At 47.5% G+C, this 16,960-nt stretch carries 17 protein-coding genes and 2 tRNA genes; 2 read left to right on the top strand and 17 right to left on the bottom strand.

Annotation, left to right across the window (positions count from 1 at the left end; translation table 11 throughout):
* Positions 1–556: 556 nt before the first annotated feature.
* The 17 genes from lysS to CF394_RS08230 all read right to left on the bottom strand — a co-directional run bounded on the left by lysS (position 557) and on the right by CF394_RS08230 (position 16,335).
* Complete coding sequence (gene lysS, locus CF394_RS08310) at positions 557–2,047, bottom strand: lysine--tRNA ligase (RefSeq protein WP_094942908.1); 1,491 nt, start codon at positions 2,045–2,047, stop codon at positions 557–559.
* Between the two features lie 148 nt (positions 2,048–2,195).
* A complete protein-coding gene (dusB, locus tag CF394_RS08305; protein WP_279327652.1) occupies positions 2,196–3,215 on the bottom strand; it encodes a tRNA dihydrouridine synthase DusB in 1,020 nt (339 codons plus the stop codon).
* Positions 3,205–3,432, bottom strand: a complete 228-nt coding sequence (locus tag CF394_RS08300) for a helix-turn-helix domain-containing protein (RefSeq protein WP_094942907.1) — start codon at positions 3,430–3,432, stop codon at positions 3,205–3,207. The genes dusB and CF394_RS08300 overlap by 11 nt, the downstream gene beginning before the upstream one ends.
* Positions 3,384–3,890, bottom strand: coding sequence for a 2-amino-4-hydroxy-6-hydroxymethyldihydropteridine diphosphokinase (gene folK, locus CF394_RS08295; protein WP_094942905.1), 507 nt, complete (start codon positions 3,888–3,890; stop codon positions 3,384–3,386). The genes CF394_RS08300 and folK overlap by 49 nt, the downstream gene beginning before the upstream one ends.
* Complete coding sequence (folB, locus tag CF394_RS08290) at positions 3,887–4,252, bottom strand: dihydroneopterin aldolase (RefSeq protein ID WP_094942904.1); 366 nt, start codon at positions 4,250–4,252, stop codon at positions 3,887–3,889. The genes folK and folB overlap by 4 nt, the downstream gene beginning before the upstream one ends.
* Positions 4,252–5,094 carry a dihydropteroate synthase gene (folP, locus tag CF394_RS08285; RefSeq protein WP_094942902.1) on the bottom strand — a complete coding sequence of 281 codons (843 nt, stop codon included), beginning with the start codon at positions 5,092–5,094 and terminating at the stop codon, positions 4,252–4,254. The genes folB and folP overlap by 1 nt, the downstream gene beginning before the upstream one ends.
* Positions 5,087–5,944, bottom strand: a complete 858-nt coding sequence (pabC, locus tag CF394_RS08280) for an aminodeoxychorismate lyase (protein ID WP_094942901.1) — start codon at positions 5,942–5,944, stop codon at positions 5,087–5,089. The genes folP and pabC overlap by 8 nt, the downstream gene beginning before the upstream one ends.
* On the bottom strand, positions 5,944–6,534 hold the full coding sequence (pabA, locus tag CF394_RS08275) for an aminodeoxychorismate/anthranilate synthase component II (RefSeq protein WP_094942899.1): 591 nt from the start codon (positions 6,532–6,534) through the stop codon (positions 5,944–5,946). Before pabA ends, pabC begins: the two co-directional genes overlap by 1 nt.
* Positions 6,531–7,943 (bottom strand): anthranilate synthase component I family protein, encoded by a 1,413-nt coding sequence (locus CF394_RS08270; RefSeq protein WP_094942910.1) that lies wholly within the window; start codon positions 7,941–7,943, stop codon positions 6,531–6,533. Before CF394_RS08270 ends, pabA begins: the two co-directional genes overlap by 4 nt.
* Before the next feature lie 109 nt (positions 7,944–8,052).
* Positions 8,053–8,979 (bottom strand): cysteine synthase A, encoded by a 927-nt coding sequence (gene cysK, locus CF394_RS08265; RefSeq protein WP_094942898.1) that lies wholly within the window; start codon positions 8,977–8,979, stop codon positions 8,053–8,055.
* A 75-nt stretch (positions 8,980–9,054) separates the two neighbouring features.
* Complete coding sequence (locus CF394_RS08260) at positions 9,055–9,978, bottom strand: peptidyl-prolyl cis-trans isomerase (protein ID WP_094942896.1); 924 nt, start codon at positions 9,976–9,978, stop codon at positions 9,055–9,057.
* Positions 9,956–10,843: an Hsp33 family molecular chaperone HslO gene (gene hslO, locus CF394_RS08255; RefSeq protein WP_094942895.1), complete on the bottom strand. Its 888-nt coding sequence runs from the start codon at positions 10,841–10,843 to the stop codon at positions 9,956–9,958. The genes CF394_RS08260 and hslO overlap by 23 nt, the downstream gene beginning before the upstream one ends.
* Entirely contained in the window at positions 10,836–11,621 is a 786-nt protein-coding gene (locus CF394_RS08250; RefSeq protein WP_094942893.1) for a type III pantothenate kinase, read from the bottom strand. The genes hslO and CF394_RS08250 overlap by 8 nt, the downstream gene beginning before the upstream one ends.
* A gap of 88 nt (positions 11,622–11,709) precedes the next feature.
* Positions 11,710–13,689: an ATP-dependent zinc metalloprotease FtsH gene (gene ftsH, locus CF394_RS08245; protein WP_094942892.1), complete on the bottom strand. Its 1,980-nt coding sequence runs from the start codon at positions 13,687–13,689 to the stop codon at positions 11,710–11,712.
* Between the two features lie 146 nt (positions 13,690–13,835).
* Positions 13,836–14,378 carry a hypoxanthine phosphoribosyltransferase gene (gene hpt, locus CF394_RS08240; RefSeq protein WP_094942890.1) on the bottom strand — a complete coding sequence of 181 codons (543 nt, stop codon included), beginning with the start codon at positions 14,376–14,378 and terminating at the stop codon, positions 13,836–13,838.
* Positions 14,372–15,739 (bottom strand): tRNA lysidine(34) synthetase TilS, encoded by a 1,368-nt coding sequence (gene tilS / locus CF394_RS08235; protein ID WP_094942888.1) that lies wholly within the window; start codon positions 15,737–15,739, stop codon positions 14,372–14,374. The genes hpt and tilS overlap by 7 nt, the downstream gene beginning before the upstream one ends.
* 197 nt (positions 15,740–15,936) lie before the next feature.
* Positions 15,937–16,335: a SpoIIE family protein phosphatase gene (locus CF394_RS08230; RefSeq protein WP_094942886.1), complete on the bottom strand. Its 399-nt coding sequence runs from the start codon at positions 16,333–16,335 to the stop codon at positions 15,937–15,939.
* Positions 16,336–16,504: 169 nt separating this feature from the next.
* On the opposite strand from CF394_RS08230, the gene CF394_RS08225 reads away from it, so the two are divergent.
* Together CF394_RS08225 and CF394_RS08220 are read left to right on the top strand one after the other, a co-directional pair.
* Positions 16,505–16,581, top strand: a tRNA-Met gene (locus tag CF394_RS08225).
* A gap of 10 nt (positions 16,582–16,591) precedes the next feature.
* Positions 16,592–16,663, top strand: a tRNA-Glu gene (locus CF394_RS08220).
* Positions 16,664–16,960: the final 297 nt, after the last annotated feature.

The following is a 16,960-nucleotide window of genomic DNA, read 5'->3' as shown; positions in this document are numbered from 1 at the left end:
CAGCGTTCGTCCTGAGCCAGGATCAAACTCTCCATAAAAGAGAACTTAATATAAGCTCATTTTGTTGCTGGCATCATAATGATGTCCATTTTTGAACGTCCGTCACGACCGTCTATAGGAAGTGACTTGGTTCTGTTTGCGTCACGCACACCCAACGGGGGTCGGGGTGGTGACGCTCTATCTTGACGTCTTGCATGTTCAGTTTTCAATGTTCATGTTTGTGTGTCGCTCGTTTTGGCGACTTTAATATGATACCAAATTACGAATCTTGATGTCAACAACTTTTTGTGAAAAAGTTTTCTCGATGCATTTCGTAATTTAGCAACTTGATTACTATAGCACGGCATTTGAATCGAGACAAGCACTTTCGCTCATCTTTTTTCAACAAAGTTTCCTAGGTTCAACATTTAGTCGAAGCGCTGTTCTTGTAACCTATATCTTGTGCTGAGCAGCTTATTCAATAAGAAGAAAAACAATTCGCTCAACTCTTCTTAGCAAATGCAAAAGGCTCCCGCTCCACTAGTCTTTGGAGCGAAAGCCTTTCTATAGAAACAAATTAATCTCTATGACGCATCAATGGGAACAATAGAACGTCGCGAATAGATGGCGAGTTCGTCAACAACATAACAAGGCGGTCGATTCCGATCCCTAGTCCTCCTGTTGGCGGCATTCCGTATTCAAGCGCTTCGATGAAATCATCATCCATCTCGTGTGCTTCATCGTTTCCTGCTTCCTTCTCTACAAGCTGCGCTTCGAAACGCTCGCGTTGATCGATTGGGTCGTTTAACTCTGTGAAGGCGTTCGCATGTTCACGACGCACGATGAACAATTCGAAACGATCTGTGAAGCGACCGTCTTCTGGATTCTTCTTCGCTAATGGAGACACTTCAACAGGATGTCCGTAAATAAACGTTGGTTGAACTAATAGTTCTTCAACTTTTTGCTCGAAGAATTCATTCAGAACGTGACCTACTTCCATAGAAGGTTTTACTTCTACTCCGTGTTCAGCCGCAAGCGCGTGTGCTTGTTCTTTCGTCATCTCTTGCCAGAAGTCCACACCTGTCACTTCTTTGACAGCGTCGGCCATGTGCCAGCGTTTCCATCCTGGAGCCAGGTTCACTTGGTCATCGCCGTATTGAACGGTTGTTGAGCCAAGTACATCTTGTGCGATGTGGGCAATCAGGTTTTCCGTCAGATTCATGATATCTTGGTAATCCGCGTAAGCTTCATATAGTTCGATCATCGTGAACTCTGGGTTGTGTCGTGTTGAGATTCCTTCGTTACGGAATACGCGACCGATCTCGTAGACCTTCTCAAGTCCTCCAACAATCAAGCGCTTCAAGTGAAGTTCGATAGCAATACGCATATAGAGTTCCATGTCTAACGCGTTGTGGTGCGTTACGAATGGACGAGCAGCTGCTCCCCCTGCGATAGAGTGCATCATTGGAGTCTCTACTTCTAAGAAGCCTTCATTATCTAAATAGCGGCGCATCGATTGGATGATACGGCTGCGCGTGATGAATGTCTTTTTACTGTCTTCGCTCGTCATCAAGTCTAAGTAGCGTTGACGGTAACGTTGTTCTACGTCTTTTAAGCCGTGAAATTTCTCCGGCATCGGACGAAGTGATTTTGTAAGGAATGTGAATTCCGTCGCTTTAATAGAAAGTTCTCCTACGTTTGTGCGGAAAACTGTCCCTTTCACACCGACTATGTCTCCAAGATCTGCTGTGTTGAACGTAGCGTATGCATCGTCACCGATAGCATCTTTACGCACGTAAATCTGAATTTGACCACCAAGGTCTTGGATGTGGGCAAAGCCTGCTTTCCCTTTTCCACGTTTCGTCATGATGCGGCCTGCTGCGATGACTTCGTGTGGTGTCTCGTCCAGTTGTTCTTTTGTATAGCCTTCAAACTCTTCTTTTATCTCACTGCTCAGGTGGCTGCGCTCAAAACGGGAACCGAATGGATCCATGCCTTGTTCTTGCATTGACGCCATCTTTTGACGTCTCACCTGTAATTGATCGTTTAATTCTTCCATGTTCGACATACTGTCACTCCTTCGCTCTGTTCTACGCCAGATTGCAATAGTTCTATTGTACACAAATTTCTTTTAAACTTCATCTGAATGAACTGAAGTCTGCGAATTCAGTTTATTAATTAAAAAAGCTATCACGCAGAGGTGACAGCTTGATGGTTCATACCATAACGATTTCATCTTGCTTCGCCATGGCTTCTTCAGCGAACAGGTTCAAATACGCGCGGAGTTCGTTTGCATCTTCGATTTGGTTGATGACTGTACGAGCGCGTCCATTCCCTCGGATATTTTTCAGGTACCACGAGGCGTGCTTTCGCATCTCTCGGACTGCTACGTGTTCTCCTTTAAGCTGCGCTAGGCGTTCAAAGTGCAACAAGCAGACGTCGATTTTTTCGCGGACAGATGGTTCCGGCTTCAACTCGCCTGACTCTAGGTATTCTACAGTGCGGTAGATCATCCACGGGTCACCGAGAGCGGCACGGCCGATCATGACGCCGTCCACTCCGGTCTCATCGAGCATGCGCTTCGCATCTTGCGGCGTCTCGACGTCTCCGTTCCCGATAACAGGGATAGAGACAGACTGCTTCACATCTCGGATGATGTCCCAGTTGGCACGACCTTCGTACATTTGCTCACGTGTCCGTCCGTGGACAGCGACTGCTGCTCCACCAGCGCGTTCGATGGCCTGCGCATTCTCCACAGCTAAGATGTGATCGCTATCCCAGCCGATACGCATCTTGACGGATACCGGTTTCTTGACGTTGTCGACAACGGCCGCAACCATTTCATAAATCTTGTTTGGGTCAAGCAACCAGCGGGCACCCGCTTCACACTTGATGATTTTATTGACCGGACAGCCCATATTGATATCAATGATGTCTGCCGATGTATTTTGGTCGACGTACTTTGCCGCTGCGACCAGGGTGTCTTTCTCGCCTCCGAAGATTTGAAGAGACAGGGGATTTTCTCGTTCGTCGATGTACAGCATACTTAGGGTCTTCTCGTTTTTCATGACGATCCCTTTGTCGCTGATCATCTCCGCGTAGACGAGACCCGCACCGAATTCTTTCACCGTCAGTCGGAATGCTGAGTTGCAGATTCCCGCCATCGGTGCAAGCACGACGCGGTTGTCCATCTCGATGCCACCGATTGAAAACGGCTTGGTCGGCTTACGTGTCACGGTCTTCACCTTCCTTACTTCCTTTAAGTTCGTCCATGTCTATGTCGAGTATCTGAGAGATTTTCATCCATTGGTCTTCTGTAGGTGCTTTGACGCCACGCTCCATCTTACCGAGAGTGGCGGGTGCTACTTCTAGCGCTTTGGCCAAGTCAATCTGGCTGATACGCTTTAACTTTCTGTATGCACGAATGCGCCGTCCCCATCGAATGCTGTCCATAACCGAATGCCTTCTTTCTCGGGATCGAATGCAGCGGCAAGCTCCTGATGTGCAGGGTCGGCTGAAATCGATGCCAGTGGGATAAGTACAAATGCACGCTCTGCCATGCGTGGATGCGGGAGTGTTAAATCATCCGACTCTATATTTTCATCATTATACACTAAAATGTCAAGGTCGACCGTCCGTGGACCCCAGCGGATTAGGCGCTTTCTACCAAGTTCTTGTTCTACGGATTGACACACGGCGAGCAAGTCGTGCGGGGCAAGCGAAGTCGTAAGCTTCACAGCGATATTTAAAAAAGCTGCTTGGTCTGTGTAGCCGACCGGGTCTGTCTCATAAATATCTGATACTCGTTCCACCTGGATGTCCGAATGCGCCGCTACCTTTTCCACCGCGTCCTTCAGAAACTGCAGACGGTCTCCTATATTCGAGCCGATGGAGAGGTACGCCGTATTCATAGTGTACCTCGTGTAATCTCAACCGCAACCGAGTGATAATGTCCGCGAATTGGAGGTGTCGGTTTGACGACTAATACTTTGCACCCTTTGACTTGCTGGGAGTAATTCGTCAAAATGGCATCGGCAATCTTCTCCGCAACAGATTCAATCAGTTGATACGGTTCGCCTTCTGCAATCGCCTTGCACAATTCGTAGACTTCTGCGTAGTTGACCGTTGCGTCAAGCGCATCCGTCTCTCCTGCCTGCTTCAAATCCACGGCCATCTCTACCGTGATACGGAACAACTGCCCAAGAACCGTCTCTTCTGGCAACACGCCATGATAACCGTAAAACTGCATATCGTTTAAATAGATTTTATCCATTATGTTTCCTCCACATAATCTGTCTTCCCAACCAGTATATCCATCATCCGCGTGGTGCGTGTCATCTCTTTGACATCATGGACTCGAACTAGGTGCACCCCTTTGTCGATTCCAAAGCTGATTGTTGCCGCTGTACCCTCAAGTCGTTCTTCCACTGGAAGTTTCAATACGTTCCCAATCAAACTCTTGCGTGATGTGGCAAGTAATACCGGGTAGCCCATTTCTACAAGCTGTGGCAGATGCTGCATCATCCAGATGTTATGCGCCGTATTCTTCCCAAAGCCGATACCTGGGTCCAACCAGATCTGCTCGTCTTCTACTCCATGCTGCTTCGCAATAGCCAGTGACTCTTCAAGGTCCGCTTTGGCATCTTGCCAGAAGTCTTTGTAGTCCGCCGTTTCCCGGTTGTGCATCAAAATAAGCGGCGCCTTGTATTCCGCTGCCAACTGGGCAATGGCCGGGTCTTTACGGACACCCCAGATGTCATTTAAAATATCGACTCCTGCATCGAGTGCCGCTTTCGCTACAGCGGATTTGTATGTATCAATCGATAAAAATACGGGAATAGCTGCCTCTCGAATAGCACGAATCACTGGGACAACGCGACTGATTTCTTCTTCATCAGAAATACGTGTGTACCCAGGACGCGTAGACTCCCCTCCGATATCAACGATCTTGGCTCCTTGTTCGACCATTTCTAGAGTTCGCGCTACAGCTTGCTCAACATTATTATATAACCCGCCGTCTGAGAACGAATCTGGTGTGACGTTTAAAATCCCCATTACAACGGTCTCTTTCGAGAAATCTAGTGTGACACCATGGGCTGTCCATATTTTAGTCATGTTCCCGTCTCCCCTCTGCTTCTATCGCTTCTACATAGGCCTTGTGAATACGTTGATACATTTCGCCATTATTTCCCGGGAAATGATTCGATTCGACAGCACGAATCGGCACGATTTCCTGCACAGCGTTCACTATCCACACTTCGTCTGCTTGCTCGACTTGTTGCTGTGGGAAATGTCCAGAGTGTACGGGTATTCCGTGTTGTTCTGCGTAACCCATCACCCATTGACGTGTAATGCTGTTCAAAATTCCGGTTTCAAGTGATGGCGTATAGAGCTCGCCGTCTTTCTTCCAAAAAATAGCGGATGTGATGCCTTCTGCAACAAATCCATCTGCTGTACACATAAAGCCTTCCATCTCCGCAAGTGACGGGATCTCAAAACGAGCAAGCACATTATTTCCGTAATGATGGGATTTGACTCGAGTCGGCCCTTCAGGCGTATTGCGAGGAACTTTGATCCAGCGCGCTGTTTTCTCTGTGCCACGAGGGGTCGGCGGCAATGCCTTACGCAGCATCAATACCGTTGGATCCTCGTATTTTGAAGGCTGCAACCCGATGTCATGGACACCTGCCGAGACATTGAAGCGGAAATACCCGTCTTCTCCTCCGTTCAGTTGCGTCAACTTTTCGACCACACGAAGCATTTCATCACTCGTATACGGCATCTTGATACGAAAAGCAGAGAGCGTCTGCTCGAGACGCTCCCAGTGTTGCTGCCATAAAAACACACGACCATTATACGTCCGGAATGTCTCAAAGAACCCTAGACCGTACAAGTAGCCATGATCGTATGGCGAAATAGTGATGTCTTGTTTGCTTACAAACTGGCCGTTTTTCCAGCATTCCATCAGACCGACACTTCCTTTGGCTCACAATACGTCTCAATGAAGTTTCGAATGAGTTTCTTTCCTTGTTCCGTCATGATCGATTCAGGATGGTACTGGACACCTTCCACCGCAAGCTCTTTGTGGCGAAGACCCATGATTTCCCCTTCAGCAGTCCAAGACGTAACTTCTAAGCACTCCGGTAACGATTCTTTTTCAACAAGCAAGGAGTGGTAGCGTGTCGCTTGGAAAGGATTCGGCATATCTGCATTGACGCCTTTACCGTCGTGGTGAACGGGAGAAGTCTTACCATGCATCAAGCGTTCTGCACGGATAACCGTGCCACCAAATGCTTGTCCAATAGACTGATGGCCTAGGCAAACACCAAGAATCGGAGTTTTCCCAGCGAAGTACTGAATGACATCCAGACTAATACCCGCTTCATTTGGTGTACAAGGACCAGGAGAGACTACAATCATGTCCGGATTCAGCTGTTCGATTTCGGCTAGCGTGATTTCATCGTTTCGTACTACACGGATCTCACGTCCCATTTCGCCCATATACTGAACGAGGTTGTAGGTAAATGAATCGTAGTTATCAATCATTAAAATCATGACTGTTTCGTCCCTTCTGCCATGGCCTTTGCTTGCCATAAGGCTTTTGCTTTGTTCAAGGATTCGATATATTCTGCAGCTGGGATGGAGTCGATTACGATTCCAGCTCCTGCTTGGATATGCGCCATACCGTCTTTCACGAATGCCGTGCGGATAACGATGTTAAATTCAAGGTCTCCCGTATAACCGAACCAACCGATTGAGCCTGTATACAATCCGCGGCGGACCGGCTCGAGTTCTTCAATGATTTCCATCGTCCGAATCTTTGGCGCTCCCGTAATCGTGCCTCCTGGGAACATCGCCTGCACGATTTCAGCATTCGTCACGTCTTGACCAAGCTCTCCTTTAACGTTCGAAACGATATGCATGACGTGCGAGTAGCGTTCGATGACCATGAACTCGTCTACTTCTACAGTGCCGTAGCGTGAGACTTTCCCTAAATCGTTGCGCTCTAGATCAACGAGCATGACGTGTTCCGCTCGCTCTTTTTCGTTGTCGATCAGTTCTTGTGCAAGTGCCAAGTCTTCCGCTTCGTCTTTCCCACGTGGTCTAGTTCCTGCAATCGGACGGGTTGAAAGCTCCAGCCCTTTCTTCTTCACAAGAAGCTCTGGTGAACCAGAGACAACAGCAAAGTCATCCGCTTGAATATAAGCCATATACGGTGACGGGTTAAAGGTACGAAGCGCCTCGTACATCACCATCGGCTCTACTCCAAGCTCTTTGGATTGGCGCACAGACAAGTTGACTTGAAACACGTCGCCTTGCGCGATGTATTCTTGGATGCGACGAACGGCCGATTCAAACTGCGGACCACTCATCGATACATGTAGCGTACTGTCATCCTGTACCACTTCTCGAGCAGCACCGGCTTCAAATAAGCGAGACGCGATGCCTTCACGGATAGCTTGTTGCCATTCTTGCGACCAAGCTTCTAGATCTTTTTCTGCATTCGGAAGCTTCATCAAAATGATCTTCTCATTTGCAATATCGTAGACCGCCCAGTGGTCGAAGAGATAGAAGAAGTTCATTGGAATCCCTAAGTCGTCCTCTGCAGACTCCGGCAAAACTTCAATCACGCGCGCGTAGTCGTAGGTCACAAAGCCAATGGCGCCTCCTTGGAAATCCGGAAGCTCTGGATTGTGAGCCACTTCGTAGCGACTGACCAGTTGTTCGATGAGCGCTAGGGATTCTCCGGGTTGATGTTCGTTCTCGCCTGACTCCCATTCAATATGTAGACCGTCAGATGTGGAGTGCACAGCAGCAAATGGATGGAGTGCTGCCACGCTCAGATTGCCTCCGCGAGCGCTTTCAAGAAAGGCGTGACGTCTAGCTTGTTTGGCGAGTTGTTGGTAGCCATAATAAAATTCATCTTTCGATGCTTGAAATGTAACGGTATCGGTTGTTTGAATCACTGAGGTTACTCCTTTTTTTCACCAGAATGTGCTTTAAGTGTACCTGTATTTCCTGCGATAGAAAAGAAAAAAGACCGCCCTTCTGGACGGCCTGTTTCACTAGATTTTATTGGTTCTCAAAATTGTATAGAGGTGTGCTCAAGTAACGTTCTCCGTTTGACGGGATAATCGCTAAGACCTTCTTGTCTTTACCAAGTTGCTTCGCTAATTGGAGCGCAGCATGGATAGCTGCCCCTGATGACACGCCACCTAAGATGCCTTCCGCTTTTGCCACTTCTCGCGCCATAGCGTAGGCTTCGTCATTGGATACTTGAATGACACTGTCATAGATCTCTGTATTTAATACTTTCGGTACAAATCCAGCGCCGATTCCTTGAATCTTGTGCGGACCTGGCGAACCACCAGAAAGAACTGGTGAATCTTTTGGTTCCACAGCTGCGATGTGAATGCCTGGGAAGCTTTCTTTTAACACGCTTCCAGCACCCGTGATCGTACCTCCTGTACCGATTCCCGCTACAAAGCCGTCTAACTGATCAAACGCTTTGACGATTTCGGGACCTGTTGTCAGGCGGTGCACTTCAGGATTGGCTTCGTTGTTGAATTGTTGTGGCATGAAGTAACCTTGTGTTTCAGCAAGTTCTTCTGCCTTCGCAATAGCACCCTTCATCCCGTCCGCTCCTGGCGTCAGTACAAGCTCAGCCCCGTATGCACGAAGCAGGTTGCGGCGCTCCATACTCATCGTGTCCGGCATGACGAGCACAGAGTTGTAGCCTTTCGCCGCTGCAACCATTGCAAGCCCGATCCCTGTGTTTCCGCTCGTCGGTTCTACCAGAGTATCACCTGGCTTCAAGTCTCCTGATTTCTCAGCTGCTTCAATCATCGCAAGAGCGATACGGTCTTTGACACTGCTCCCTGGATTAAAATACTCCAGTTTCACATACACTTCTGCATCGTTATCATCTGTCACACGATTCAATTTGACGATAGGTGTGTGGCCTACCAATTCTGTAATGGATTGTGCTGTTCTCGCCATATGCTCACTCCTAATTCCTAGTTTTTTAATAGGTTTTAAGTTAGCTTACCAATAATTGAAATTGTCTGTCAAATGTTAACTTTGGTCTTCATACAGCCAAGTCGCATCAAATTCTTCCCAAAACGCGCGCGGTGTCACGGATTGTGGGAGTTGTTCTAGAGCCAACTCTCGCTGAATATGAGCTTTAACATCGTCAAAACTGAAAGAGGTGCCTTTCGAGACACTTTGGACTTGGATCACTGCAAATCGCCCATCCGTCAATGGCAAGGCTTCACTTAGTTCCATCGGCTCTAGTTCAGAAGCGGCACGGACTATATTCGGGTCCAGCGACGTAGTATTGGCATTGATGAATCCAAGAGAGCCACCTAAAGATGCGGTACTAGCATCTATTGATCGCTCACGGGCAAGTCCCTCAAAGGAAGAACCGCTCTCGAGCTCTTGTTTGACGGACTCTGCCTCTTCTTGAGAAGAGACAAAGATGGCTTTGACATCATAGGACGTCGGGACTTCATACAACGATTTGTTTTGTTCGTAATAGTCTTTCAACGCCTGGTCCTCTAAAACGACATCCTTCGCCAGGACCTTTTCTAAAATGATGCGAGCTCGAATCTTCTTCGTCATCTGCTCTTCATTCAGCCCAAGAAACGTTTGGTCCGTGCCTTCTGTAGCAGAGCGGTAGAGTGCTAGCTCCAGTTCGAGCTCTTCGTCCGATACGTCGATATCATGCTTCTTCGCTGCAGCTTCCATCACCTTTTCGTTGACGAGAGCCTCGAGAGACTCACGCCCTACCCGAGACTCCATCTCAGCCACCCAGTCTTCGTGACGAATAGCGTCGCCATCTACTTCTGCGACAGCTTCGCCACTTCCCGCATCATTTGGGATGAGCCAGGCAACAAACCATAGAAGGTTCCCTAGCAGCAAGAGTCCCATCACGAAAAGAGCCGGCTTCGTTTTTAATCGTTTGGTTTTACGTGTTTCAGTTCGGTCGTTTGGCCTCATCAATCATTGTCTCCAGTTCATCTACGTTATAGTGATACTGTTCCATACAGAAATGACATTGCGCCTCCGCACCGCCATCTTCTTCAATCATATCACGAATTTCGTCTGGACCGAGGGAAATAATGGCCGCTCCAAAACGCTCTTTCGAACAGTTACAGCTGAAGGATACGTCTTGCTGATTCAAAATTTGGACGTTGTCTTCGCCTAAAATTTCTTTTAAAAGTTCTTCTGGTGATAGACCGCGTTCAATCAATTTCGAAACCGGCTCCATGCGAGACAGATGACCTTCGATTTCAGTGATCGTCTCATCTTCTGTACCCGGCATCAACTGAATGATAAAGCCTCCAGCTGCTAAAATCGTGTTATCCGGATTCACAAGAACACCAAGTCCAACTGATGACGGCACCTGTTCTGAAGTTGCGTAGTAGTACGTAAAGTCTTCTGCAATCTCACCGGAGACGATCGGCACCTGGCCACTGAAGAAGTCACGCATTCCAAGATCTTTTACTACCGTAAGCGCCCCTTCTGTACCGACAACGCGGCGAACGTCCAGTTTTCCTTGCTCGTTCAAATCAAAATGTACGTGTGGATTCGTAATATATCCACGAGCTTCTCCGTGTGCGTTGGCATCGATGATGATCGGACCCGCAGGACCGTTCCCTTCGATTTTTACTGTCAGTTTGTCGTCTCCTTTTAACATAGCGCCCATCATGACAGCTGCTGTCATCGAACGACCTAGTGCCGCTGACGGAATCGGCCATGTGTCATGACGTCGTTGTGCTTCCGATACCATATCTGTTGTACGAGCTGCAAATGCCCGTACTTGTCCATTAAACGCTAATGCGCGTACTAAATAATCACTCATTGTTCATTCCTACTTTCTCATTTCGTTTATAAAGTAAATACAGTCCTTTTAAGGTTAAGAACGGATCGATTTGATCGATCACGTCGGTCTCTTGAGAGATCAGCGGGGCTAAGCCTCCGGTCGCAATGACCTTCGCTTGTGCGTTGCCTGATTTCTTCATCCGGTTGACAATGCCTTCCACTTGGCCGACATAGCCGTAAACAATCCCTGACTGCATAGCCGAGACGGTATTTTTACCGACGACCTGGCCAGGCGTGGTCAGTTCAATCCGAGGAAGCTTGCTTGCACGTGCGAACAAGGCTTCTGTTGAGATGCCAATTCCCGGTGCGATAGCGCCACCCATGTAGTCACCACGTTCATTGATATAGCAATAGGTCGTGGCCGTACCGAAGTCGACGATAATCAAAGGCGCTCCGTAATAGTGTATGCCTGCAACAGCGTTCACAATCCGGTCTGCTCCGACTTCTCGTGGATTTTCATATTTGATATTGAGGCCCGTCTTTACTCCTGGACCTACAATCAGTGGCTTCTGTTTAAAGTATTTGGTGCACATAGCTTCGAGCGAGAACATGATTGGAGGCACAACAGACGACATAATGATACCTGTGATGTCTGCAAAATCGAGCCCTGCATGCTGAAACAATGCTTTGACCTGCATCCCGTACTCATCTTCTGTTTTGTTACGATCCGTCTCCATACGCCAGTGGTGCTGCAATGTGTCTTGGTGGTAAACGCCAAGTACGATATTGGTATTCCCAATGTCCATTACTAATATCATTCTGTGTCCCTCATTTCATCTTGAATCATACCACAGCCATCAAAGAGAAAGAAAAGCGTAAGCACCGGAGAGATGCTTACGCTTTGTTCTATTTACGATCTTCTTGAATTGAGTTTCCAGCACCTGTGTCTGATGGTGTTGATTCTGACGGCAGGTCTGCTGTAGATGGATCTGAAGGAGCACCTGTTACATCATTTGTCTCTTCTTCCACTACAGAAGGCTCTTCAAACTTGCGCTCTGGAAGTGTACCGTGTTCTTTCAAGTGAATGATCTGAGCAGCATCCAGTGTTTCCACTTCAAGCAATGTCTCTGCAATCAGGTTTAAAAGGTCACGTTTTTCAGTCAAGATATCTTTCGTGCGTGCGTACTGTTCTTTGATCATACGCTGCATCTCTTGGTCGATTTCATACGCAATCGCATCTGAGTAGTTCTGCTCAGAGTTGAAGTCACGTCCTAAGAAGACGTTACCTCCTTGCGATTGACCGAACTGCATCGGCCCAAGTTTGTCACTCATACCATACTCCGTTACCATGCTACGAACAATGCTCGTTGCACGTTGGAAGTCATTGTGTGCACCTGTAGACACTTCGCCAAAGACGATGTCTTCCGCCACACGACCACCAAGGAGACCAGATACTTTATCTAAAAGCTCTGGTTTTGTCATGAAGTAACGATCCTCTTTCGGAAGCATGACGGCATAACCGCCTGCCTGACCACGAGGAACGATGGTCACTTTATGCACAGTCTCTGCATTATCTAGTGTAAGACCGATGACCACGTGTCCTGCTTCGTGGAAAGCAACAATCTTACGTTCTTTTGCCGAGATGACTTTTGTTGATTTAGCTGGACCGGCAATAACGCGGTCTGTTGCTTCATCAATATCATGCATATCAATTTTCTTTTTGTTACGACGAGCGGCAACAAGTGCTGCTTCGTTTAATAAGTTCTCAAGATCCGCACCAGAGAAACCAGGTGTGCGCTGCGCAATAGCTTTCAAGTCTACGCCTTCTGATAACGGCTTGTTGCGAGCATGTACTTTAAGTACGGCTTCACGACCTTTTACATCTGGACGGCCAACTGTGATTTGACGGTCAAAACGACCTGGACGTAATAAAGCAGGGTCTAGAATATCTGGTCGGTTCGTTGCAGCTACGATAATAATTCCTTCGTTTGCTCCGAAACCATCCATCTCAACGAGTAATTGGTTCAAGGTTTGTTCACGTTCATCGTGTCCGCCACCAAGACCTGCACCACGTTGACGACCTACTGCATCGATCTCATCAATGAAGATGATACAAGGTGCATTTTTCTTTGCATTTTCGAAAAGGTCACGTACACGAGATGCCCCGACCCCTACGAACATTTCAACGAAGTCCGAACCGGAGATCGAGAAGAACGGTACGCCCGCTTCACCGGCAACGGCACGAGCCAGTAAGGTTTTCCCTGTTCCTGGAGGACCTACAAGAAGAATCCCTTTAGGAATACGTGCACCAAGTTCTGCGAATTTACGTGGATCTTTCAAGAAGTCTACAACCTCTACAAGTTCCGCTTTCTCTTCATCAGCACCCGCTACATCCTCAAATTTTGCTTTTTTCTTGTCATCATAAAGCTTCGCCTTGCTCTTCCCGAAGTTCATCACACGGTTTCCACCGCCCTGTGATTGACTTAATAGGAAGAAGAACAAGATGATGATGATTAAGAATGGAAGAAGTCCTGTTAAGAACTGAACCCATCCACTTGTTTGTGGCGCTTCTTCTGTATCCCATTTCACGCCGTTGTCTTCCGCTAGCTGACCAAGTTCTTGCTCTGTAAATTGGCCATTGTATGGAATACGAGCGTTGAATGTCTCGCCTTCTTTTGCATTTACCATCTCACCTGTAACGACATATACGTTATTGACAGGCTGGATGACGAACTCTTTTACTTCACCGTCTTCAACGGCTTGAATAAATTCATTAGTAGTTAATTCTTTCGTCGGCGTTCCGCTTTGATTAAACGTAGCAAAAATCCCAACGATCACGAAGAAAATCAATAAATATAGTATCGCGTAGCGCAGTGCTCGATTCATTCCTAGCCTCCTCACAGACTTAGTCAAAAAATCACATCCCACCTTTTGTGAGATGAGGGTCTTTTTAGGTTAAAAAACTATAGAATATCTTATCATAGGAAAATTAGCACGTACAATGAAATGCCTTTAAACCAAGATACTGAGACTTAGAAAGAATAAACTTCTTTCTTCAGTACGCCCACGTATGGCAGGTTGCGGTATCTCTCTGCATAATCAAGCCCGTATCCTACAACAAATGCATCCGGTACTAAGAACCCAACGTAGTCCGCTTCTAAGTCCACTTTGCGGCCAGATGGTTTATCTAATAGTGTCACGATTTTAATAGATTTGGCTTTACGGTATTTAAACAGATCAATCAGGTAGCTAAGTGTCTTTCCGCTATCGATGATGTCTTCAACGATGATGATGTCACGACCTTCGACGCTTGTATTCAAGTCTTTGACAATTTTCACTTCACCTGAAGAGACTGTTGCATTTCCGTAGCTGGTAACGTCCATATAATCCATTTCCACATACGCATCCACATGCTTCATCAGATCAGACATGAACGGCATAGCTCCTTTCAGAATACCGATTGCAAGAGGAAACTTGTCTGCATACTCTTGTGAAAGTACAGCACCAAGTTCTTTTGCCTTTTCCTGAATTTGCTCGTCCGTCAATAAAATTTCTTGAATATCCTTTTCTAACATGTGGAATCCTCCTGTTTTATCCATATCACCCAAGGGGTTTTGTTCGTTTTATTCAGCTTGCTACTATAGCGTAAGCCGATTAGTCCTAGTATACCATTCTTTTGTGTGACAAGCAGGGGCCAGCCCTCGCGTTTTTGCTTTGCCACTTTTTCGTCAATAAATAGCCGTGCCACTTTCTTATGGTAGCCTCCTAGATCCAGCGTATCTCCCGGTTCTCTCGTCCGAATGCGAAGCGGAAAGTCCTGTTCTTCAAGCTGTAAGTAATACCAGTCTCCCTCGTATTTTTGCTCTGAACCTGTCACGAGAATCTGCGTCCCCATGCCAGTGGACATCCACTGATCAAACGGTATCGTTTGTTGAACTGGCATCTCAGTTGGCATCTCTTGGACAAGGAGTAACTGATCGTAAGAACGAATGAAACGGAAAGCATTTGGAAGATGGACATACTGGGTACCTGAGGACTGCTGCGCCACGTGGAGAATAGTGTCTATCACGGAAGACGCCAGTGCGGCTGCTTGAGGTTGCAAGTAGTTCCATAGTAAAAGAATGATACGTCTTTGTAAAGCGATTGGGAGCTCGACAAACCCTTTTCTATCAAGGGTTCGAGATGTCTCAGACGAATTTGTCACAAGCTGTTCATAATGCAGATGTGCCTGCTGATCCAAGTAGTCTTGATCTTCTCTTTGACGCTCCACAAATTTCTCAATTTGCTTGGCAATCGACGAATTTTCTTCCTGTAACAGAGGAACGATGTGATGTCGGAAGCGATTGCGTGTATAGGTATCGGATGCATTGCTCGCATCTTGTCGATACGGTTGCTGCATTGTATGTAAGTACAGCTCAATGTCTTGGCGAGTGACTGAAAGGAACGGCCGGATGAGCGGTTTGCCTTGTATCGTTCGGTGCAACGGGATACCTACCCCACTTGCATCAGTCCCTTTGACTAGTTGCATGAACACCGTCTCGACTTGATCGTCCGCGTGATGACCTTGTACCAGAACATCGAATTTCTGTGTTTCCATGATCCACGAAAAATAGGCATACCGCTCTTCGCGGCATACCTGTTGAGTGTTGCCTCCTTGAGATAATCGTTCAGGAACAGCTAGAGCCTTACTATATACCGGAATTCCTAGAGCTTGCCCCAGCTGTTCCACGAATTCCCGGTCTCCTGTAGAGGCTTTGCCACGCAATTGATGATCGGCGTGCACGATGCCTAGCGACCAACCCATCTCATGTGCATGTTGGTGATAGAACCGGACGATGGCAACGGAATCAGCTCCACCAGAACAAGCGAGTAAGAGCTTATTTCCTCGGTAGTCGATGTGATGTTTTTTCATGAATGCCAGTACTTGCTGTTCCATCGCGGCGCCTCCTTTTTGTATCAGTTTACCACGCGCATCACTTGGCGAGGAGTAAAAAGAGACCAGTTCGGGAGCCGTTTGGTGATATGAAGACAAATGACCGTCTGATCGTCGCTAGCCACTCCAAACGTCTGACTCCGCTACTCCATGAACGCTGCTGCAGACGGGGAATGCTTGGCCCACCACTCCATGTAGTGTTACTCTTGCACATCCATCTCAATGGTGTCATCAAAAATGCCATCAGAGATCATCCAAATTTGATCACCATGCTTTAGTTCAATATTTTGCTCGACGAGTGCAGAGTGATTGGAGAATCCTAGCGGAGCGGTCTGATGGTCAATACGTTCACAAGTATTTCCTCTCACAATATACGTCGCCATCGCTCCAGCTTTCCAGGAATGCAGACGACCAAGCTGTAAGTCGATGAGGGCAAGGTCCATGGTGGCGTAGACGTCACTCGTCATTCGAAGTCCTGTGACATAATGCAGAAAATGCAGGGCGTCTCGGGATTCACTCGCTGCCACAAGGCCTGGAGCGAGCTGCACCTTCCAATTAGTAAGATGATACCAATGTTGTGGCACGGAAATAAAATGCATAACGACTTCCCCCTTTTCATAGTGTTAACACTACGAGGAGTGTGGCGAGAAATCTGTCACCCTCTGCGGCGAGAAATGAAAAAAGTTCGACGCCATTCGTGATTTTTTTCGAAAACGTATTGACTTCTTTTCGCTGCGCTTGTATGATACTAATTGTCCGAAAAAACAAGGCGGCGTAGCTCAGCTGGCTAGAGCGTACGGTTCATACCCGTGAGGTCGGGGGTTCGATCCCCTCTGCCGCCACCATTTATATTTCGGCCCCTTGGTCAAGCGGTTAAGACACCGCCCTTTCACGGCGGTAACACGGGTTCGAATCCCGTAGGGGTCATCACAAGCACTGGTTCGCATTACATATGCGGGTCGGTGTTTTTTTATTTCTAGATGTGGAAGGCGTTCGCTCAGAAATGCTTCAGAAACCAGGCGCGCCCTGTGAGGCGCTCTTTGCCTCATAGGGGGTGAATGGTTTTTGAATGTATTTCTAACGCCTGCAACTCGATATCATAAAAAGTGAAGAACGCCACTCTAGAAATCTTGTAAAAACCGGGCGTGTCCGTAGAGGCGCTCTTTGCCTCTATGGATGCGACCGGTTTTTGCGGGGATTTCTGGCGTTCGCAACTAGACACCA

Source organism: Tetzosporium hominis, assembly GCF_002265435.1.
GTDB classification, from domain to species: Bacteria; Bacillota; Bacilli; order Bacillales_A; family Planococcaceae; genus Chryseomicrobium; species Chryseomicrobium hominis.
This window is presented reverse-complemented; position numbering and strand designations above follow the sequence as displayed.